At 58.9% G+C, this 21,780-nt stretch carries 15 protein-coding genes; 2 read left to right on the top strand and 13 right to left on the bottom strand.

Going from position 1 to position 21,780, the window contains the following annotated elements; genetic code table 11:
* The 4 genes from CKF42_RS19825 to glyQ form a co-directional block, all read right to left on the bottom strand.
* Positions 1–6,244 (bottom strand): filamentous hemagglutinin N-terminal domain-containing protein (locus CKF42_RS19825; protein ID WP_146239962.1); only part of this gene is annotated, 6,244 nt, incomplete at its 3' end.
* Positions 6,245–6,271: 27 nt separating this feature from the next.
* A complete protein-coding gene (locus CKF42_RS19820; protein WP_111209015.1) occupies positions 6,272–8,002 on the bottom strand; it encodes a ShlB/FhaC/HecB family hemolysin secretion/activation protein in 1,731 nt (576 codons plus the stop codon).
* 387 nt (positions 8,003–8,389) lie between these two features.
* Positions 8,390–10,459, bottom strand: coding sequence for a glycine--tRNA ligase subunit beta (gene glyS, locus CKF42_RS19815; protein WP_111209014.1), 2,070 nt, complete (start codon positions 10,457–10,459; stop codon positions 8,390–8,392).
* A 9-nt stretch (positions 10,460–10,468) separates the two neighbouring features.
* A complete protein-coding gene (gene glyQ / locus CKF42_RS19810) occupies positions 10,469–11,380 on the bottom strand; it encodes a glycine--tRNA ligase subunit alpha (RefSeq protein WP_003849680.1) in 912 nt (303 codons plus the stop codon).
* Positions 11,381–11,600: 220 nt separating this feature from the next.
* Here glyQ and CKF42_RS19805 point away from each other — a divergent pair, with 220 nt between their 5' ends.
* Positions 11,601–12,596: an acyltransferase gene (locus tag CKF42_RS19805; RefSeq protein WP_009088311.1), complete on the top strand. Its 996-nt coding sequence runs from the start codon at positions 11,601–11,603 to the stop codon at positions 12,594–12,596.
* Here CKF42_RS19805 and CKF42_RS19800 read toward each other — a convergent pair.
* Positions 12,581–13,513 (bottom strand): GlxA family transcriptional regulator, encoded by a 933-nt coding sequence (locus CKF42_RS19800; protein ID WP_046100916.1) that lies wholly within the window; start codon positions 13,511–13,513, stop codon positions 12,581–12,583. The two genes, CKF42_RS19805 and CKF42_RS19800, sit on opposite strands and share 16 nt — an antisense overlap.
* Before the next feature lie 8 nt (positions 13,514–13,521).
* The gene (yieH, locus tag CKF42_RS19795; protein ID WP_111209013.1) at positions 13,522–14,181 is read right to left on the bottom strand and encodes a 6-phosphogluconate phosphatase; all 660 of its coding nucleotides are present in this window, start codon (positions 14,179–14,181) and stop codon (positions 13,522–13,524) included.
* A 152-nt stretch (positions 14,182–14,333) separates the two neighbouring features.
* Between yieH and CKF42_RS19785 the strand changes: the two genes are divergently transcribed.
* A complete protein-coding gene (locus tag CKF42_RS19785; RefSeq protein ID WP_111209012.1) occupies positions 14,334–15,647 on the top strand; it encodes an NCS2 family permease in 1,314 nt (437 codons plus the stop codon).
* A 41-nt stretch (positions 15,648–15,688) separates the two neighbouring features.
* Here the strand turns inward: CKF42_RS19785 and CKF42_RS19780 are convergent, their stop codons facing one another.
* The 7 genes from CKF42_RS19780 to rpmH form a co-directional block, all read right to left on the bottom strand.
* Positions 15,689–16,438: a 4'-phosphopantetheinyl transferase superfamily protein gene (locus CKF42_RS19780; RefSeq protein ID WP_009088303.1), complete on the bottom strand. Its 750-nt coding sequence runs from the start codon at positions 16,436–16,438 to the stop codon at positions 15,689–15,691.
* Between the two features lie 177 nt (positions 16,439–16,615).
* Complete coding sequence (locus CKF42_RS19775; protein ID WP_111209011.1) at positions 16,616–17,206, bottom strand: malonic semialdehyde reductase; 591 nt, start codon at positions 17,204–17,206, stop codon at positions 16,616–16,618.
* Positions 17,207–17,456: 250 nt separating this feature from the next.
* On the bottom strand, positions 17,457–18,821 hold the full coding sequence (gene mnmE / locus CKF42_RS19770) for a tRNA uridine-5-carboxymethylaminomethyl(34) synthesis GTPase MnmE (protein ID WP_111209010.1): 1,365 nt from the start codon (positions 18,819–18,821) through the stop codon (positions 17,457–17,459).
* 91 nt (positions 18,822–18,912) lie between these two features.
* Positions 18,913–20,559: a membrane protein insertase YidC gene (yidC, locus tag CKF42_RS19765; protein ID WP_009088294.1), complete on the bottom strand. Its 1,647-nt coding sequence runs from the start codon at positions 20,557–20,559 to the stop codon at positions 18,913–18,915.
* Positions 20,560–20,561: 2 nt separating this feature from the next.
* On the bottom strand, positions 20,562–20,819 hold the full coding sequence (yidD, locus tag CKF42_RS19760) for a membrane protein insertion efficiency factor YidD (protein ID WP_008926397.1): 258 nt from the start codon (positions 20,817–20,819) through the stop codon (positions 20,562–20,564).
* The gene (gene rnpA, locus CKF42_RS19755) at positions 20,783–21,142 is read right to left on the bottom strand and encodes a ribonuclease P protein component (RefSeq protein WP_008926396.1); all 360 of its coding nucleotides are present in this window, start codon (positions 21,140–21,142) and stop codon (positions 20,783–20,785) included. Before rnpA ends, yidD begins: the two co-directional genes overlap by 37 nt.
* Before the next feature lie 14 nt (positions 21,143–21,156).
* Positions 21,157–21,297, bottom strand: coding sequence for a 50S ribosomal protein L34 (gene rpmH, locus CKF42_RS19750; protein WP_003849659.1), 141 nt, complete (start codon positions 21,295–21,297; stop codon positions 21,157–21,159).
* Positions 21,298–21,780: the final 483 nt, after the last annotated feature.

Below are 21,780 nucleotides of genomic sequence, written 5' to 3'. Positions count from 1 at the left end.
CCTCTTCCATGCCGCGGCTGGTGCGATTTCCCATCGCCCCGGCAATCACGTTCAGGCTGCCGCTGTGGCTGCTTTTTGCAGTGCCGATTTCAAGGTTGTTGCGTGCACTCAGGCTGAGGTTATCGGTGGCATTGAGCTTCGCGCCCTGCAGCCGGATATCGGTGCCGCTGAGGCTGATATCGTCAGCGCTCATCGTCGCCTGGCGCAGGGCATTCTGCAGATCGGTGCTGATCGTCAGCGTCTCCGCCTTCACATCAATGCTGCCAGCCTTGATGTCGCCGCCCAGATGCAGGAACTGACTACTGTCGACTGACAGTGCCTTGTCCGCAAAGAGATTTCCGGCGTTGGTCACGCTGTCCGCCGAGAGCTGCAGATTACAGCCGCCAATCACCGCGCCATCACCGGTCAGGCGCAGGGTAGTCTGTGCCAGATAGACTTTTGGCACCCACACGCTCTGCGGACCCTCTGCCGTATCCACCGTTTCGCTGACCAGCCAGACGATATCCTGCTGCAGCGCTGCAATCTGTTGCGGCGTCAGCGCCACACCCGGCACCAGATGGAAATCCTGCGCCACTTTTGAGCCGTTATTCATCAACTCCTGATACTGCGTCATCGCATCCCAGCCATTAACGGAAGGCCTGCCGGTCAGCGCCAGGACCTGCTCGCGCACCAGCCGCTGCTCATAAAAACCGTCGCCCAGTCGTTTATGCACCTGCGACGGGTTATAGCCCACCCGTTCGAGCAGATAGTCGCTGCTGATAAATTTCTCCCGACTGGTGAAGCGCTCGTCAGTCACCACCAGGAACGGACTACCTGCCGCAGTATGCTGGCTGAACAGGCCGTTATTGGGGATGCTTGTGGCGACTTTCTCCAGCTGTTGCAGCGCCGTCAGCGCCAGCTCGGCCGGTAACAGCGGGCGACCCGATGAATTACCCGCCGCAAGTTCTGTGTCGCCGTCATGGTGAGCGACGCCGTCTATGGCAAAAGCCAGCGGGTTACGTTCATACTCTGCGCGCTCGGCGTCCACCGCCTGCAGCGCCGCTTCAAGCTGGCTGATCTGCGCCTGATTAACGGTGGTGTTACTGATGCTCGCTCCGCTGATACTGACGTTACCGTTGCCCGTAATGATGCCATCAATGGTAGCCAGGGCCGTGGTCTCGTCAGAATTGAAGGTTGGATACCAGTGGTGAGTGTCTTTATCCATATGATCGACAATCACTTCCTGCCGTCGCTCATTGACCGAGTAGCCGCGGTTATCAATGCTGCCACCGCCATCCAGTGTCAGATTACCGTTGGCTGTAATCACGCTGGCGTCATTAATCAATTGGTCAATAATGCGCAGGATCATGTTGCCACCCGCCAGGATACGGGCGCCGATGCCTTCACTAACCAGCCGATCACGCGTTACGGTTCCGGTTACAGTTCGTTCACGGAAATTGTTGTAATCAGTAACGAACGGCGCATTGTCGATGTCGATATGCTTTTCGGGATCCCACTGCTCCAGATGTCCACGATCATGTTCACGCCAAACCGTATTTTGATAGGGAGTCGGTACATTATTTTGCCGGAATCCGCGGGTTTCATAGAACGTCATGGCATAGGTGCCGTCGGCATTGGGGTTCAGCGCCAGATAGTTAACCCACAGATCGGTCAGCACACCCTGATTGTTCATGACTCGGACCTGGGCGCGTTTGCCTGCAGCGTCAATCGCCAGCAGCGTGCCGTAAGGATTACTCTGTGCCGCTGCCTCATCCTGGAAGGTCAACTGCTGAGTGGTAGACGCCATGGTGCTGAGATCGGAGCTTACTGCTGAGCCGTAAGAGCGCCAGTAATAGTTATAACGATGCCAGCTGTAGTCGCTGCTCTCCGCCTCGCGCTCAATCACCAGTCCTTCGCGCAGGTTGTCGAGCCGCCGCGCTTCCAGCGTCATATCACCGTCTGCTTCAATAAAACTCGCCCGGTTCTCGATCAGGTCGTCGCTGTGCAGGAACAGGCGATCGCCGCTGTAGAGCAATGCGCTATCTTTGTTGCTCAGCCGCTCGCGGGCCTGCAGCGTCAGGCTTTGGGTGGCCGCGATGACCGCCGGCTGGCCATGGTTGTCGATCACCCGACCACGCACGGTGATCTCATCGCCCATCACGGTCGCGCTGTTATCCAGCGAATCGACATTCAGCGTCAGGGCGTCGGCTTCAAGCCGCCCGCTGTTCAGCAGCGCACCGGTCGTGAGCTGAACGGTTTTACCTACCAGCATCGCCGGGTTGGTAATAGCCGAGGCATTCAGCACCAGATTACCCGGCAGCAGCCAGTCCACCAGGTTAATAAACGCCCCGCTCAGCGAGAAAGTCACCGTGCCGTTACTGCTGAGGATTACACCCGCCTGGCGGGTGTAATCCTGTTGCGCGGTCAGCGTCAGAGCCTGCAGGCCGAGCAGGGTGCCGCCCTGATTATCGAAAGCGTGTGCATGGATGGTTAATGCGCCCGCACTCTCCAGCCGTCCGCGCTGATTGAGCAGCACCAGCGGTGAATCAGTCGGTGAGAGATCGGCGTTGAGGGTGAGATCGCCATTCGCCAGCATCTGTCCCTGCCGGTTATCCAGCTGTGCAACACCCCGAAGCAGGAGCGTTCCGGCGCTCTGCAGCCGTCCGCTGCTGTTATCGATGTCACGGGCAGCGATGTCGGTAAAGGTCGTGCCGAGTAACAGGCCGCCGTCGCGGTTACTCAGACGATCGGCCTGCAGTGAGAGTCCCGCCTGGCTGCTGAGCACACCCTGTGTGCTGTTATCGATCGCCGTGGCCTTCAGCACGAGATCCTGGGTAGCGACCAGCTGGCCGCCCTGATTGTTCAGTTGCGCAGCGTCAAGGGAGAGCGCCGCGCCGCTGTGAACTTTGCCCTGCGGGTTGTTGAGCACACTGAGGTGATAATTTCCCGCGCCCTGACTGATCAGTGTGCCGCTGGCATTCTCCAGTTGCCCTGTTGTCAGATTAATCGCCTCACGACTGCTGAAGATGCCCTGACGGTTATTGACCATCGCAGCATGAATCTGCTGTTCACCGTTACTGCGCACCGCACCGCCGCTGTTATCCATCTCTCCTGACAGCTGCAGGCTGAGCTGTTGCTGGCTGTCGATGTGGCCGCCCGCGTTGTTCAGCATCTGCGCATCAAGCTGGAGCGCTTCGCCGCTCTGCACGTTGCCCGCCCGGTTATTCAGATCCCCGGCCAGGTTCAGCCTTAACTGCCGCTGACTGTAGAGCAGACCACCCTGAGTGTTATCGAGACGCTCAGCGGTGATCGTCAGCCCTTCACCAGCCAGCCACTGGCCGCCTGCATTGTTAATGTTACCGGTGCGGCTGCCTCTGGTCTGACCCTGAACGGTCAGCTGCTGCTGCGCAGAGACTTTACCGGCCAGGTTATTGATATCCTGTGCAACGCGCAACACCAGCCCGGCGGCTGACTGCAACACGCCGCTGGCATTACTGAGCCAGTTTGCCGAGAGCTCAGCCTGCTGCTGACTTTGCACGTGGCCCGCCGTGTTATCGAAACCGGCAGTCGCGGCAGTCCAGTTCGCCTGACTGCCCATCCAGCCCTGGGCGTTACCAATTTCCTGCGCCTGGAGCGTCTGGCTTAGCCGACTGAAGATGCGGCCATTACTGTTATCCAGACGACCCGCGAACTGCATATCCAGCGCGTCCAGCGCATTGACCGCGCCCCCGGCATTCAACAGATTTGCGGCGCTGGCCTGCGTGCTGCCGTTGCCGGTCAGGGTGCCGCCCTGATTGTCCCAGTCGCCTGCCAGGCTGAGCGTCAGCGCCCGCTGGCTGAGAATCTGTCCTGACTGACGATTGTTCAGCGCGCCACACTGCAGGCGCAGATCGCCGCCGCTTTGCAGCGACCCGCCATCGTTATCAAACAGCGTCGCGGCGGTGCCCTGGATCGCGAGAGCGTTTTTCGCCGTGAGTTTTCCGCCCTGGTTGAGGATATCGCCGCGGCTGGTCAGCGTCAGATCACCGCCAGACTGCAAGCGGCCGCTGGCGTTATTGAGTTGATCTGCCGTCGCCGTAACCTGCTCACCGCCCTGCGCCGTCCCACCGCTGTTCTGCCAGAATCCGCCGCTGTTGAGCGAAAGATAATGACCCGCTTCGATCCCGCCATCGCTGTTGTCCAGGCCCTGTGTCGTCGTCAGGCTCAAATCCTGCAGCGCAATCACTTTGCCCTCTGAGTTATCCAGTCCGCTTGCCGTCAGGCTCAGATCACGCTGGCTGATAATCTCGCCCTGCGCATTATTCAGATGCTGCGCGGTCAGCGACAGCTGGCCGCCGTTCAGGGTGCCCGCGTAATTATCCAGATCGCCGCCCGCGCTAAGCGTCAGCGCATTACCGGCCAGAAAATTCCCCTGACTGTTGTTAACCGCCTCGCGGGCAGTAACAGACAGCGACGCCTGGGTTTTGATGGTGCCGCCCTGGTTATGCAGGCTGCCGGTTTCAAGCGTCAGATCGCCGTTATTGCCCAGCTCGCCCGACGTGTTGTCAAACAGCCCATCAATCCGCCAGTGCTGCGCTGCGTTATCAAGCGCGACCATACGGCCACGCTGATTGTTGAGCGAGGCGGCCTGAAAACTGAGCTGCTGGCTCTCAATCGAACCCTCGCTGTTGTCCAGCCCGCCAGACAACGTAAAGCGGCTCTCGCCACTGCCGGTCTGCGACCATCCCGCCTGCTGACTGAACAGGCTGCGTCCGTCGACCTGCCAGCGTCCGGCGCTAATCTGTGCCTGCTGCGCCTCGATATCACCTGATGTGTTAATCACCAGCTCCGTGCCATTAATCACCGCCTGACGCACGGCAACCCCCGCTTCCTGAGCAGTCAGGGTGGCGCGGCTGGCAGCGACCTGAGCGCCACTGAGATCGACCCGGCGTCCGCGCGCGCTGACCTCTTTTTTGCTCAACAGGCTGCCACTGGCGCGAATGGTATCCTGGCTCTCCAGTTGCAGACTGGCTTCCTGCACAATCTGGCTGCTGGCATCGCTGCCCGCCAGCAGGTGTCCACTGCTCTGGATGCTGCGGGCCGCAGTCAGCCGTACGTCACCAGCCGCCGCCAGCGTGCCGGACTGGGTAATCCCGCCTTCGCGGCTCTGAACCGTCAGCTGACCGCCACTGTGGAGCTTGCCCTGATAATCAACGCTGTCTCTGGCCGCCAGGCTGATGTCACCTGCGGCCTGCGTGACGCCATCCTGTGCCGCTGATTGCCAGACGAGTTTACCTTCGCTGCTCACCACCAGCGTTTTACCCGCCTGCACCTGGGCGTTCTGATTCCGTACCCCGACGCCCGCTTCGGTACCAATCATGCGGATCTGGCCGCTGTACATGCCGCCCATCTGGCCCATGTCGATCGCCAGTTCAGGTCTGGTACTACCGTCGTCAGCCAGCGGTGTGATCGTCTGGGTGTCGGCACTGATGCGGTTGCGACCAGCCACCACCGCCAGCTCTTTTTTGGCCCAGACGCCCGCATTGATCTCCACCGCGCGGGCCAGAACGTCTACGTATTCAGTATCATGACGGGGATCGCCGTTGAGTCCGCCGCCTTCAATGCGCACCACGCCGCGCTCAACCTGATAACCCGCCAGGCTGCCGTCAGCGTTGCGCTGCGGTTTGCCGGTGGTCAGCGTCATCCGTCCGGCATTGATGGTTCCGCAGCCGTTGCAGACAATCCCGGCCGGGTTGGCAACGATCACCTGCGCGCGTCCGCCCGCCACTTCCATATAACCGCGAAGCTGGCTGGGATTGTTGCTGTTCACTTCGTTGAGGATCACCCGCGCGGGTGCAGCGCCAGGCTTGAGGTTCGGGTTGCCCTGAATCATGCCGGCCAGTTGCGTGGAGGTCATCACTGCTGAGTTATTGAGGATGGCACCGTTCTGTGCGACGTCGAACTGCTGATACTGGTTGTGTGAGATTCCTGCCTGATTGGGCGCGGTAATATTGACCTGCGGCAGCCCGTTCTGAGTAGCGATGACGTCCGGCCGCTGACCTTGCGTAGCGTTACCATCCGCCACAATGCCGTTTGCCAGTGCTGGCCCGGCACACAGCGCCAGTCCCAGCAGCCACGCCGTGCGGCGTAACGTAACCCAGAGACGCGCCGCACCGCTTCCCCGGCTCTGGCCGGGTTCAGTGCTGCAACTGCGGGCAAGTTCGGACACCACCCGGAGTTCACCATGAGTGCGGCTGAAGATAATGCGATAGCAATGTTTATTCATGGGTCACATCCGTGTGAAAGTGAGTGGTCAGATTTCCAGGTTAACGTTGAAACCCGCCGTGGCGCCGGAGGTATGAAAACCCTCGGGTTTACAGAGCGGCATGCCCGCAAACAGGTCGTAGCTGAAGCGACTCCAGAGTGAGCCGCGTACGCCGATGGCACTGCCTGCCAGCTGATGCCCGACCAGGTCTCGCGTCGCGGGTCCGCTTACCCGACCATAATCGGCGGCCAGATAAAGCTCATGCCCGCGTGAGAAAAGATCCCAGCCGATCTCGTTGCGCCACAGCAGACCTTTTTCGCCTGACAGCATCTGTTCACCGTCAAAGCCGCGTACCGTGTAACGCCCGGCAATCGCCATGCGCTCCTGCGGCGTCAGCGCATTCGGACTCCATTGTCCCCGCACGCTGCTGTAGACCCGCCATGGCTGTTCGCCGAGGGCGAAAGGGTGGTTGATGCCGAGGTCGCCCAGCAGTATGCCGGTACGCGCACTGCCCTGATGGCGCGGCTCTTCCGGTGCAGGTAATGCATTGAATGCCCCTGTACCGCGCCGCCAGGCGATATTCGCGTCCAGCGTGCTGCTGCCAAAATAGCTGCGCTGATTCAGGCCCAGTTCCCAGCCTGCAGTGCGCCGCTTTTGCTGCTCTATGTCGATATTGTTGACGGCGTTGGTGGAGTGTTTGCGGTAGCCACGCAGATTCAGCGTGGTTTTGCTGGACTGGTCGCGATAGAGCAGGCGGGAGACCGTGAGCTGGGCGTTGTCGCTCTTACCGCTATAGCGTAGTACCTCATTGGCATTGGGAATGTTCTGGTGATAGGTGTAGTCGTTGTAGTTGGCGGAGACGGCCCAGTACCCGATCGGGAAAAAGTAATTCAGGGTATGCGAGCGGCTGCCGAACGGCCCATGCTCAAACAGATTTTTGCCGATGCTGGCGTAAAACAGGTCGTTCTGCGCAAAAGGCGCGTCCACGGCCAGCGTGGCAGAACCGAGGTAGCGTCCGGTACTTTCAGATCCGCTGTCATCCAGTCCCAGACTGAGCCGTACCGGTCTGCCTTCGTGCCAGTTGACCTGCAGATCGCTGGTGGCTTCCTTTTCGCCCGGCACAATTTTAATGTCAGCACTGGCGCTGGGCACCCGCTTAAAGTTCTCCAGGCCCTGCTCTATATCCCGCAGATTCAAAATATCGCCTGATGACGCCGGAACGGCATTCCAAAGCCGTCCACGCCAGGAAATGGGTTCTTCGAAGCGGATCTGGCTGATACGGCCAGGCTGCAGCGTCAGCGTCAACACGCCCTTCGTCAGATCCTGCTCCTGCGCCATAACGCGGGTGGTGACATAGCCTCTGGCGAGAATCGCATTCTGCACTTTGTTGATGACCAGCATGATGCCCTGTCCGCCCAGGCAACGGCCGGTAGCGTCTGAAGCAGCATCGAGCGCCCACTGAAAACGGCTGGCTGCCTCGCCCGTCAGGGCGATTCGATGGATGGTAAAGCAGGGCTGCTCATTAACAGGATAACCGGGCAACCGACTATCAGGACGCGGAAGATGTTCATTCACCTGCGGCGCATTCTGCTGTTGCAGCACGCGCTCACGCGTCTGCTGACGCTGCTGTTCACGGGCATCAATGGCCCGGCCCTGTTCGCGAGACGTTTCGGCTGGCGGGGCTGCCATCAGCGGTAAAGAGAAGCAGCACAGCGCGGCCGCGACTATGGCGAGCAGACGTTCTGGCGAATGCCATAACGATAAAGAAATCCTTTTCATGAAAATTCCAGTTCACTAACTGTAACGAGGTGTAACTTCTGGCGAATTATCACTCTGAAAAGAGCAAAAACAAGAGGGCAGACTTTTTTTCAGGCGGTTTCTTAAGCTGCGGATTGACGGAAAGAAGAGACGGTTGAATCGGAGAGGAGAATTAAATCATGTTATTGATATTTAATAATAAATATAAAGATACAAAGCCAGATAATGGCGGGTTTTTCCTGCACCCGGATGACATTTCCCGGTCGCTTCAGGCACGTTTTATACTCATTTGCACATTAAAGAAGCGGTCGCTGAAACGGTCACGCTGACCGCCGGATTCAGGATGCAGACCAGAAAAAAATAAAAAAGGGACGATTGCTCGTCCCTTTTTGCCTCACGCAGAGAGGATTACTGCAGCAGCGAGATATCCGCCACCTGCAGGAACAGCTCGCGCAGTTTTGACAGCAGCGTCAGGCGATTGATTCGCACCGCCTGATCGTCGGCGTTCACCATCACTTTATCGAAGAAGTTATCGACCGCAGTACGCAGCTGTGCCAGTTCGACCAGCGCATCCTGATAACGGCCTTCCGCGAAGTAAGGTTGCAGCTTGCTGCTCAGCGCGGTGACAAAGGTCGCCAGCTGGATCTCTTCATTCTCTTTCAGCAGCGACGCCTGCACGCTCTCATTCAGCGGTTCAGTCGCTTTTGCCAGAATATTTGAGACGCGTTTGTTTGCCGCTGCCAGTGCTGACGCCGCCTCCAGCGTACGGAAGTGCGACACGGCTTTCATACGGGCATCAAAGTCAGCCGGACGGGTCGGACGACGCGCCAGTACCGCTTGCAGCGTATCGATGCTGTGACCCTCTTCCTGATACCAGGCGCGGAAGCGACCCAACATAAAGTCGATCACATCATCCACCACGCGGGCGTTGCTCAGCTTGCTGCCATACAGACGCACCGCTTCTTCCGTCAGGGTCTGCAGATCCAGCGGCAGGTTCTTCTCAACGATGATACGCAGCACGCCCAGCGCCGCACGACGCAGCGCGAACGGATCTTTGTCGCCTTTCGGATGCTGACCAATGCCGAAAATACCGGCCAGGGTATCCATCTTATCGGCAATCGCCAGCGCACAGGCGACCGGGCTGGACGGCAGATCGTCACCGGCAAAGCGCGGCTGATACTGCTCATTCAGCGCGACCGCCACATCTTCGGCTTCGCCGTCGTGACGCGCGTAGTGCATGCCCATCACGCCCTGGGTGTCGGTGAACTCAAAGACCATGTTGGTCATCAGGTCGCACTTCGACAGCAGGCCGGCACGGGTGGCGTGATTCACATCGGCGCCGATCTGGCCGGCGATCCAGCCCGCCAGCGCCTGAATGCGATCGGTTTTATCGCGCAGCGTGCCCAGCTCTTTCTGGAACAGCACGGTTTCCAGACGCGGCAGGTGATCTTCCAGACGCTTTTTACGGTCGGTATTAAAGAAGAACTCCGCATCGGCCAGGCGTGGACGCACCACTTTTTCGTTGCCCGCGATAATCTGGCGCGGATCGCTGGATTCGATGTTAGTAACGAAAATAAAGTTCGGCAGCAGATTGCCGTCGTTGTCATACACCGGGAAATATTTCTGATCGCCCTTCATGGTGTAAACCAGCGCTTCGGCGGGCACCTTGAGGAATTTCTCTTCAAAGGTGGCAGTCAGCACCACTGGCCACTCCACCAGCGACGTGACCTCTTCCAGCAGGCTGTCGCTGATATCGGCATTGCCGCCTAAACGGCGCGCGGCCGCTTCAGCATCCGCTTTGATCATCGCCTTACGGGTCTGATAATCGGCGATCACTTTGCCACGCTTTTCCAGCGCGTCAGGATACTGATCGGCGCTCTCAAGGATGATGTCGTTTTCGCCCATGAAGCGGTGGCCGCGGATGTGACGTCCTGACTCAATGTCCAGAATGGTGCCAGGGATCAGCTCATCACCCAGCAGCATCGTCACGGTGTGCACCGGACGGACAAACTGCACATCGCTGTCGCCCCAGCGCATCAGTTTTGGCACCGGCAGTTTGCCGAGCGCGTTAGCAATCATTGCTGGCAGCAGCGTCTGAGCCGCTTCGCCTTTCACCTGGGCGCGATAAACCAGCCATTCGCCTTTATCGGTAGCGAGACGTTCGGCCTGATCGACGGTGATGCCGTTGCCGCGCGCCCAGCCTTCGGCCGCTTTGGTGGCATTGCCGTCCGCGTCAAACGCCGCAGCGACGGCCGGTCCGCGCTTCTCTACTTCCCGATCGGGTTGTGCGGCGCTCAGGTTCGCCACTTTCAGCGCCAGGCGACGCGGTGCAGCAAACCAGCTGACCTCGCCGTGGCTCAGGTTCGCGGCATCCAGTTCCGCAGTAACCTGCGCAGCAAAGGCTTCCGCCAGGCTGCGCAGGGCTTTTGGTGGCAGCTCTTCGGTGCCGATCTCCACCAGGAAGGTTTGTTCAGTCATGGCTGCCTCTTACTTTTTGTTATTGCACATCGGGAAGCCCATCGCCTCGCGAGAGGCGTAGTAAGCTTCAGCCACGGCTTTGGTCAGAGTACGGATGCGCAGGATATAGCGCTGACGCTCCGTGACCGAAATCGCTTTGCGGGCATCCAGCAGGTTAAAGCTGTGCGCCGCTTTCAGAATGCGTTCGTAGGCGGGCAGTGGCAGCGGTTTTTCCAGCGCCAGCAGATGCTGCGCCTCTTTCTCATACTGCTCAAAGCAGGTAAAGAGGAAGTCGACGTCGGCGTATTCGAAGTTATAGGTGGATTGCTCCACTTCGTTCTGATGGAACACGTCGCCATAGGTGGTTTTGCCCAGCGGACCGTCGCTCCACACCAGATCGTAAACGCTGTCGACGCCCTGGATATACATCGCCAGACGCTCCAGGCCGTAGGTGATCTCGCCGGTCACCGGCTTACACTCCAGGCCACCAACCTGCTGGAAGTAGGTGAACTGCGTCACTTCCATGCCGTTGAGCCACACTTCCCAGCCGAGTCCCCAGGCACCCAGCGTCGGGTTTTCCCAGTTATCTTCGACGAAGCGAATATCATGCACCGTCGGGTCCATACCCAGCTCTTTCAGTGAGCCAAGGTAGAGCTCCTGAATGTTATCCGGTGAAGGCTTGATGATTACCTGGAACTGGTAATAGTGCTGTAAACGGTTCGGGTTTTCACCGTAGCGGCCATCGGTAGGACGGCGTGATGGCTGCACGTAGGCGGCGGCAATCGGCTCCGGGCCCAGTGCGCGCAGGCAGGTCATCGGGTGTGAAGTGCCAGCGCCCACTTCCATGTCCAGCGGTTGAACAATGGTGCAGCCCTGACGCGCCCAGTAATCCTGCAAGGTCAGGATCAGCCCCTGAAAGGTCTTGGTATCAAACTTTTGCATGTTAAGTGTGCACGCGCTTCGGTTGGATTAAAAAAAGAGGCCGACAGTATACCCTTTGACCGCGCGATGTGCAGCCGTAAATCCCGGACGATAGCGGCCCGTTTAAGGGGGATTCAGCACGCTGGTGTACAGAGGGGTCTGAATCCTGCTGGCGGCAGTTGTTGCACTGGTCGCATTTGGCTACCCTTTCCCGCACGGACGCTATGCGCAAGAGGACGCTATGCCGCAGAAGATTTACTGGATCGATAATTTACGCGCGGTTGCCTGCCTGATGGTGATCGTCATTCACACCACCACCTGGTACATCACCGGGCCGATGGCGGTAAAGGGGGTTGCCTGGGATGCCGCTAATCTGCTGAACTCGGCCTCACGCGTCTGCGTTCCGCTCTTCTTTATGATCTCCGGCTACCTCTTTTTCGGTGAGCGCAGCGCCCAGCCGCGCCATATGCTCCGGCTGGTTCTCTGCCTGCTGTTCTACAGCGCCGTATCACTCGCCTATATCACCTGGCTGACGCCTATCAGCGAAGGGCGATCGATCCTGAAGATGCTGCAGAAGCCGGTGTTTTATCACCTCTGGTTCTTCTTTGCGCTGATCGGTATCTATCTGCTGTCGCCGCTGATTCAGGTGAAAACGGTCCAGGCGCGCTATGTGGCGCTGCTGGTGCTGGTGCTGGCGGTGCTGGCCAACCCGAATACGGTCAGCCAGTCGCTGGGCCCCTTTCATTTCCTGCCGGTAAATCTCTATGTCAGTGGCGACAGTATCTACTATCTGCTCTATGCGCTGCTGGGGCGGGCTATCGGTTCGATGGAGACCACCCGGCGCGGCCTGACACCGCTCGCCGCCGGACTGTTTATCGCCTGTGTGGCGGGCATTACCCTCGGCACCAAAAAGGCGCTGATCGTTAATGGCGCGTTTAACGATACCTGGTATCTCTACTGCGGACCGCTGGTGTTTATCGCCGCGATCAGCCTGCTGGTGGTGTTTAAAAACTGTCTCAACCAGCGCACCCTGCCCGGTTTTTCGCTGATTGCGCGCTATTCACTGCCGATCTACGGCTTTCACGCGCTGTTTATCCACTATCTGCGCACGCATCACTACGATGACATGTCACGCCCGTGGCTCGACCTGCCCTGGGTGTTCGGGCTGACGCTGGGCGGCAGCCTGCTGCTGGGCATGGCACTGAAACGCGTCGACACCCGTCACTTTGTCAGCTGATCGGCTTCGCGCTGACGGGCGCGTCGTAGCTGGCGCGCCGATGAAAATCCTGCCGCCAGCGCCGCTTTCTCGGCGGACTCTCCCTGCTGCTGCCGCTGACGCGCCACGCCCACCCGCAGCTGTTCGTGATACTCACGCACGCTGATCCCCAGATGCTGACGAAAGAGCCGCGCCAGATGGCGACTGCTGACGTGCGTGCGTCCGGCCAGTTCGGTCAGCGTCCAGCCATGCTCAGGATGGGCAATCATCAGATCCTGCGCCCGGTGAATGGCGGGATGGAGATGGTTGCGGTAACGCAGCCACGGCGAGAGCTGCGGATCATCACCGGCGCGCCGAAACCAGACCACCATTTCGCGCGCCACCGCCAGCGCCGTGGGCGTGTCGCAAAGCTGATTAATCAGATGCAGCGCCAGGTCGATACCCGCCGTGATGCCCGCGCTGGTCCAGATGTTCCCGTGCCCGACAAAGACACGGTTCTCTTTGACCCGTGCGCGCGGGGCGGCCGCTTTCAGACGGGCAATCACATCATGATGCGTCGTGCATTCAACCTCATCCAGCAGCCCCGCCTGCGCGGCCAGCAGGGCACCTGAGCAGACGCAGACCAGCATACAGGTCTGCGCGCGCAGCGCAGCCTGCTGCCGGATCAGCCACTGGCGCGCCTCGGCGGCCTGCGGCGTGGCGAAGCAGTGCCGGGAGTCATAGACGCCCGGCACCACCAGCAGACTGTCGGCGGGAAGCTGTTCCGGCAGCGGTTCGATGCCGCCAATGGTCATGCCGGTGGAGCAGACAACCTCCGGCTGCGGGCCAATGTAGCGCAGCGTAAAATGATCGCCCGCCAGTTTCAGCGTCTCGGCCGGACCGGTCAGATCCAGCACCATGACGCCAGGCAGGGTTAAAAACCAGACGGTGTGACTCATGGGCCGCGCTACACCAGATCCCAGCCACGGGCGCGCCACAGCGCAGGCAGCTGCGCCATGTCATCGAAGCGCGTCACCAGCGGATGATCCAGTTCCGGGTTATGCGCGTCTGCGCAGTAGTAGTAGACCGGAATCCCGGCGGCGATCCCGGCGCGGGCGCCCGCTTCGGAGTCATCCACCAGAATGCAGCGCTCAATCGGCACCTGCATCTGCTCCGCCGCGTGGTACATCAGTTCCGGATCGGGCTTCCAGTGCAGAATGTCATAGCCACTGTAGAGGTGCTCAGCAAACAGCGGCAGCATGCCGGTTAATCCCAGCGAGTGCTGCATCTTCTTTACCGTTCCGTTTGAGACCACGCACATCGGCACCCTGATCTGCTCCACCAGCGCTTTCGCACCGGCGATCGGCTGCAGCTGCTGGTCGAACAGTCGCGCCACTTCCGCGCGGTAGGCGGTTTCGACCTCCTCCATCGGCAGCGACACCTGATGCGCCTCACCCACATCACGAATGATGTCGTAAAGTTTGACGCCCTTATACTTTTCAAACATCTCCTGCAGCGACAGCTTCAGGCCATAGCGGGCAAAGGTATTCACGTAGGCCTGGGTGCAGAGCAGTTCACTGTCCACCAGCGTGCCATCGCAATCAAAAAAGACGCATTCTACTGACATCAGATTCTATCCTTCGATTCAGGTGTGGGTTCCTCACTTTACCGCACTCCGTACAGATTGCGAGACTGGCAATCGGTTGCGAAAAATCATTGTATTGCCCCGGTAAAATCGCCAGGATACGCGCCGATGATTTTTTCTTCTGGATGGATGGCATGAGCAAGCAAGGCGTTTTGCAGCGCATTTTCAGGCTGCAGGAACATGGCACCACGGTGCGTACCGAAGTGATCGCGGGTATCACCACCTTTCTGACGATGGTCTATATCGTCTTCGTCAATCCGCAGATCCTGGGCGTCGCGGGCATGGATACGCAGGCGGTGTTTGTCACCACCTGTCTGATTGCCGCCTTCAGCAGCATTCTGATGGGCCTGTTTGCCAATCTGCCGGTAGCGCTGGCACCCGCTATGGGACTGAACGCCTTTTTCGCTTTTGTGGTGGTCGGGGCGATGGGGTATTCCTGGCAGGTCGGCATGGGCGCCATTTTCTGGGGTGCGGTCGGCCTGCTGATCCTGACGCTGCTGCGGGTCCGCTACTGGATGATTGCCAATATCCCGCTCAGCCTGCGCGTCGGCATTACCGCCGGTATCGGCCTGTTTATCGCCATGATGGGGCTGAAGAATGCAGGCATTATCGTGCCTAACTCCGATACCCTGGTGGCCGTAGGCAACCTGACCTCGCACAGCGTGCTGCTGGGCGCACTGGGCTTCTTTATTATCGCCATTCTGGCGTCGCGTAATATCCACGCGGCGGTGGTGATCTCCATGGTGATCACCACGGCTATCGGCTGGATGCTGGGCGATGTGAAGTTTGTCGGCCTCTTCTCCGCGCCACCGTCGGTAACGTCGGTGGTCGGTCAGGTCGATATCAAAGGCGCATTCAACATCGGCATGGCCGGGGTGATCTTCTCCTTTATGCTGGTCAATCTGTTCGACTCTTCCGGCACGCTGATTGGCGTCACCGATAAAGCGGGCCTGACCGATGAAACCGGCACCTTCCCGCGCATGCAGCAGGCGCTGTATGTCGACAGCATCAGTTCAGTGAGTGGCGCGCTGGCGGGCACCTCCTCGGTGACCGCCTATATTGAGAGCTCCTCCGGGGTGGCGATTGGTGGCCGTACCGGCCTGATGGCGGTCGTCACCGGCCTGCTGTTCCTGCTGGTGACTTTTCTGTCACCGCTGGCGGCCATGGTGCCGGCTTACGCCGCGGCGGGCGCGCTGATTTACGTAGGTGTGCTGATGACGGCCAGCCTGTCGCGCGTGCGCTGGGATGACTTAACCGAAGCCGTTCCGGCATTTGTCACCGCCGCCATGATGCCGTTCAGCTTTTCTATCACCGAAGGCATTGCGCTGGGGTTTATCGCGTACTGCGTGATGAAGCTGGGCACCGGGCGCTGGCGTGAGATCAGCCCCTGCGTGGTGATTGTTGCCCTGCTGTTCGTACTGAAGATTGTCTTTATCGACGCGCACTGAGCGCGGTAGCTGATCGCCGCAACCCACCGGTTGCGGCGTTGTCACATCTCAGGATGCAGATTGCGCTCGCTGGGCAGGCTGGTCAGCCGCAGCGCATGCGGCCCGATATTGGGCTTGCCCATCTCCATTTCCCGTAATGCGCGCCACTGAAAGGCGTTATCCATCTCCCACAGATAGAGCCGCTGGGTCGCGGATGAGAGCGCACACGACCAGACCAGCACAGGCTCCGCATCGCAGACCACCTGAATATCGGGATAGAGCGACGACCGCAGCCGCCCCGCACCCGGCAGCAGACGCAGCGAATCCAGCCCCCGATCGCCCTCTCCCGTCAGCTTGAGAATGCTCTGGCGCAGCGTCCAGATCTGGGTCACCGCTTCCATCGCATCCTGCTGGGCATTGATCCAGGCGATTTCGCCGGAGGTCAGCCCCTGAATCAGCTGCTCCTGCGTCTGACGGCTCCGCGCATGCACAATCTCCATATCCAGACCGGCACGTCCGCCCTCTTCGGCCAGCAGCACCCCTACGGTATTACCCGCATAGGCGATGCTGAAATCGGGCAGATCGCGGTCGGCAAAGGCGGGCCGTCCGTTATCCTGAATGGTTAAGCGCGGCAGCTCATTGATGCCATAAATCCGCTGCATCAGCTGTGCCAGCAGGATACGCGCGGCAAGGAAGCGTCCACGGCGTTTTTCAGCAAACTGCTGTGCCGTGTCCCGGATTGCCTGGGGAATGTGCATCTCACTGGCCGGGAAACCGGGGTCACCCGTCCAGCGTACAAAATGACCAGCCATCTGTCGCTCCGTGAAAATGGTCAGATAATCATCAGAGGCATTGTAAGAATTTTCTTAACTTAATGCACCCGGCAACGCACGGATTGGGCTAAATTCGGAATAGGACGAACGGAGAGCACAGAGCAGGCGAGAGCGCCTGGGAGAAGCGTCGCGATGCGGATCGCGACGCGGGTAGCATCAGGCGAAACGGCTTGCCTGCTCAAAGCTCAGACGCGGCAGGCGCGGATGCAGTTTTGATGCCTCACCATAGCCAAGGTTGATCAGCAGGTTGACCTGATACTGACCGTCCGGGAAGAAGGCGTCGTTCACTTTCGCCGGATCAAAACCGGACATCGGACCGGCATCCAGCCCCAGCGAACGGGCCGCCAGAATCAGATAACCCGCCTGCAGGCTGCTGTTACGGAAAGCCGTCTCTTTTGCCGCTTCCGGACTGCCGGTAAACCAGCTGCGCGCATCAGCATGCGGGAACAGGGCGGGCAGCTGCTCATAGAACTCACGATCCCACGCCACAATCACCGTGACCGGTGCGCTCATGGTTTTGTCCAGATTGCCGGAAGAGAGGGCCGGTTTCAGCTTCTCTTTCCCCTCCGCCGAGGTCACAAAAATAAAATGCGCAGGCGAGCAGTTTGCCGACGTTGGCCCCAGAGCCGTTAAGGTATAGAGCTGTTCCAGCAGGGCATTATCGACCGGCTTATCCTGCCAGTAACTGTGGGTGCGGGCGTCGTTAAACAGCGTGTCCAGAGCGGTCTTATCGAGCGGTGTACTCATGCAACTCTCCTGTAGCAGGCGAAAAGGTTCGCCCGAATAGCTTCACGTATAGGGTTGGCTTGCGGCCTGATGCGGCGGGAGCGGGATCGCTCACGGCGGCACATCAGATCGGCGCCTCTACCGTTATACGATAATGGCGTGCCGCCGCAAAATAACATATCGGCAAGAATCACTGCAGAGAGGGGAATAACGGAGGAACGCGCACGGCGGGAAAGCCAGCCTGACAGCCTACGCCGCCAGGCCAGAGGGATTATTTACCGATACAGAAGCTGGAGAAGATGCGTCCCAGCAGATCGTCAGAGGTGAACTCGCCGGTGATCTCGCTTAACGCCTGCTGAGCAAGGCGCAGCTCTTCAGCCAGCAGCTCGCCCGCCCAGGCGCCGAGCAGCTGTGCTTTGCCCTGCTGCAGGTGGGTTGCCGCTAACTCCAGCGCCTGCAGATGACGGCGACGCGCCAGGAAGCCGCCTTCCATATTGCCGGAGAAGCCCATGCTCTGCTTCAGGTGATCCCGCAGCGCATCGACGCCCTCGCTGGTGCGTGCCGACAGACGAATCAGTGAGTGACCATTGACGTCCGTCAGACCGGGAGACTCACCGGTCACATCCGCTTTATTACGCACGACCGTGATCGGCAGTTGTGGCGGCAGACGCGAAACGAAATCGGGCCAGATGGCCGCCGCTTCGGTGGCATCGGTGGTGGTGGCGTCCACCATAAACAGCACGCGATCCGCCTGTTCAATCTCCTGCCAGGCGCGCTCAATCCCGATGCGCTCCACTTCATCGCTGGCCTCACGCAGACCGGCGGTGTCGATGATGTGCAGCGGCATGCCATCAATATGAATATGCTCGCGCAGCACGTCGCGGGTGGTGCCCGCAATGTCGGTCACGATGGCGGCTTCACGGCCCGCCAGCGCATTCAGCAGGCTCGATTTACCGGCATTTGGCCGGCCCGCAATCACCACCTTCATTCCTTCACGCAGCAGGCTGCCCTGACGCGCTTCGGCACGGACGGCATCCAGATCACCGATGACCGTATTCAGCTGCGCTTCGATTCTGCCGTCAGAGAGGAAATCGATCTCTTCATCCGGGAAGTCGATCGCGGCTTCGACGTAGATGCGCAGATGCGTGAGTGCTTCCACAAGATGATGAATACGGGCCGAGAAAGCGCCCTGCAGCGAGTTAACGGCTGAACGTGCGGCCTGTTCGGAGCTGGCATCAATCAGATCGGCAATCGCTTCGGCCTGCGCCAGATCGAGCTTGTCATTCAGGAACGCCCGTTCGGAAAACTCACCCGGCTGAGCAATCCGCACGCCTGGCAGGGCCACGATGCGCTTCAGCAGCAGGTCGAGGATCACCGGGCCACCGTGGCCCTGCAGCTCCAGCACATCTTCGCCGGTAAAGGAGTGGGGGCCAGGGAACCACAGCGCGATACCCTGATCCAGCACGCTGCCGTCGCTGTCGGTAAACGGCAGATAATCGGCGTAGCGCGGCTTAGGCAGTTTGCCCAGCAGCTGGCGGGCGACCTCTGCCGCCTGTGCGCCAGAGACGCGCAGAATGCCGACGCCGCCGCGTCCGGGCGGTGTTGCCTGGGCAACAATGGTATCGCTGTGGCTCATAAATTTTCTCTCGCTACAAAAAACACAGGCGGTCGCTTTGACCGCCTGAGAATAGACTATATAGGGCGGGATGGCTCCCGCGCTGGATCGCTTACGCTTTCTTCTTGTCGCGGCTATGCAGACCACGTTTTTCCAGGCCGCGATAAATCAGCTGCTGCTGGAGAATGGTGACCAGGTTGCTGACGATGTAGTACAGCACCAGACCTGACGGGAACCACAGGAAGAAGACGGTGAAGATCACCGGCATGTACGTCATGATCTTCTGTTGCATCGGATCGGTCACGGTGGTCGGTGACATCTTCTGAATGAAGAACATGGTGATGCCCATCAGAATCGGCAGGATGTAGTACGGGTCCTGCGCAGACAGGTCATGGATCCACAGAATGAATGGCGCATGACGCAGTTCAACCGAGCCTGACAGCATGTAGTAGAGCGCCAGGAAGATAGGCATCTGAATCACCAGCGGCAGACAGCCACCCAGCGGATTCACTTTCTCTGCTTTATACAGCGCCATCATTTCCTGGCTCTGCTTCTGCTTGTCATCACCCAGACGCTCACGCATCGCCTGAATTTTCGGCTGCAGCATGCGCATCTTCGCCATCGAGGTGTACTGCGCTTTAGTCAGCGGGTACATGATGCCGCGCACGATGAAGGTGATCACGATAATGGAGAAGCCCCAGTTACCGATGAAGCTGTGGATAAATTTCAGCAGCTTGAACAGCGGCTGAGAGATAAACCACAACCAGCCGTAATCCACGGTCAGATCAAGGTGCGGAGCAATAGCAGCCATCTTGTCCTGAATTTCCGGGCCGACCCACAGGGTTGCGCCCAGATTCTGCTGTGCGCCTGCGGCGATGGTTACCGGTGCAGATTTATAGCCAATCGCCGCCACGCCGTTACCCAGGTTGCTGGTGTAAAGGGTGTTGGTGCCTTCGGTACGCGGAACCCATGCGGTTGCAAAGTACTGCTGCAGCATCGCCACCCAGCCATTGCTGGTGGTGGTGTTCAGGTTCTCGTTATCCGCGATGGTGTCGAATTTGTACTTCTCATATTTCGACTCGCTGGTGGAGTACGCCGCGCCACGGAAGGTATGCAGTGCAAAGTTGTTGCTGCCGGTATCACGATGCTTAGGCAGATCGATAGTCTGCTTCAGCTGGCCAAACAGCGACACTTCCAGCGGCTGCTGGGTGGTGTTGTTGACATGATAGTCGACATTAACGGCATATTCGCCACGCCTGAAGATGAAGGTTTTGGTGTAAACCACGCCATTTTCAGCGGTATAGGTCATCGGCACACGCAGTTCAGCCTGGCCATCAGCCAGCTCGAAGTGATCCTGTGCCGTGGTGAACAGCGGACGCGCACCGTTGTTCGGGTTATCCGGACCATTACGGCCGGTTAAACCACTCTGCGCCTGATAAAGGAAGGCTGGCGTCGTTTCAAGCAGCTGGAACGGCTGGTCAGAACCCAGTTTGTCCGGGAAAGTCAGCAGCTGTGCCTGTTCTACATCACCGCCGCGGGTGTTGATATTTAATGACAGGACATCGGTCTTAACGGTGATCGTCTGGCCCTGACCGCTGGCCGGTACACCCTGACTGGCGGTATCACCCGCTACGCTGTTGGTGCCCTGTGTGGTCTGCGTCTGCTGTGGCTGCGGAGCGTGGTCCGTCTGCCAGGCTTGCCAGATCATAAAGGTCACGAACAGAAAAGCGATGAGAAAGAGATTGCGTTGCGAATCCATCGTTAATGTTCTCTGGTATCAAAGGTTTTTGGCGGCACAGGATCGTCACCACCCGGGTTCAAGGGGTGGCATTTTAATACGCGTTTTAATGTCAACCAACTGCCTTTTATCAGGCCGAACCTGCGTAACGCCTCAATTCCGTAATGAGAGCAGGTCGGGTGAAACCGACAGTGTGGTCCCAGTAATGGACTGATACCGCGTTGATAGACGCGTATCAGGACGATCAGGAGCCGCGCGCCAGGCGACAGTGACGACGCCATAATTTCTCCAACGCTTCCGCCAGCATACGGTTATCCAGATCGGCAACCCCCTTCTTCGCGACCACCACGAAGTCCATCGACGGCAGTTCATGTTGACGCAGACGAAAGCTTTCGCGGGTCAATCGCTTGATCCGGTTGCGTTCGTGGGCGCGTTTCACATGTTTTTTAGCGACGGTAAGACCGATGCGGGGATGCCCCAGCGCGTTAAGGCGGCCGAGAATAGTGATTTGCGGCGTGCCAGCCCGTTGTGGCTGCTGGAAGACGAAAGTGAAATGAGTGGGAGTTAACAAGCGTAACTCCCTGGGAAATGCGAGCTTACCCATGAGGGCTAGCTTTATTACTTAGAAACGGTCAGACGAGAACGGCCTTTAGCACGACGACGTGCCAGAACCTGACGACCATTTTTTGTTGCCATACGAGCACGGAAACCGTGTGAACGGTTGCGCTTCAGTACGGACGGTTGAAAAGTGCGTTTCATGGCGGTTTCTACCTAAACTTGAAAATTTTCACTGGGTGACGCGTTTCGGGCCAGTAAATCGACCGACGCCTCAATGTGTCTTTAATAAAGAGGCGGGATTGTAATAATTGTACAGTCCCGAGTCAATTTACTTCGCGTGGCACGGTACCTGAAAACCCGCATACAGCCCGCTGAGTTCCGACATTTTGCTTTGGGGCGCAATGTCGGGTGGGGAATTATACGGGCTCCGCTCTAAAGCGCAAGGATCGTACGGGATCTTATTACGATCGGGAGGCGGGATCGTGGGGATAAAACGAGACATCGTCCGAAATTCTGACGCTTTTCGCCAGATCCCTGCGGGTTTTTCCGGCAACTGGCGTAAACTTCTTTGCGCGCCTCTGGCCTGTGGATAAAAAGGATCAAAACTGTGTAGAAAGGGAAGATCTCTGTCTCGCTTTGCGCTATGATCCGCCCTTCCGCTGACGATCCTCCGCTGATTGCAGG

The organism is Pantoea sp. ARC270 (assembly GCF_003236725.1).
Classification (GTDB): domain Bacteria; phylum Pseudomonadota; class Gammaproteobacteria; order Enterobacterales; family Enterobacteriaceae; genus Pantoea; species Pantoea anthophila.
Note: the sequence above shows the minus strand (reverse complement) of the source record. Positions and strands in the feature narration are given on the sequence as shown.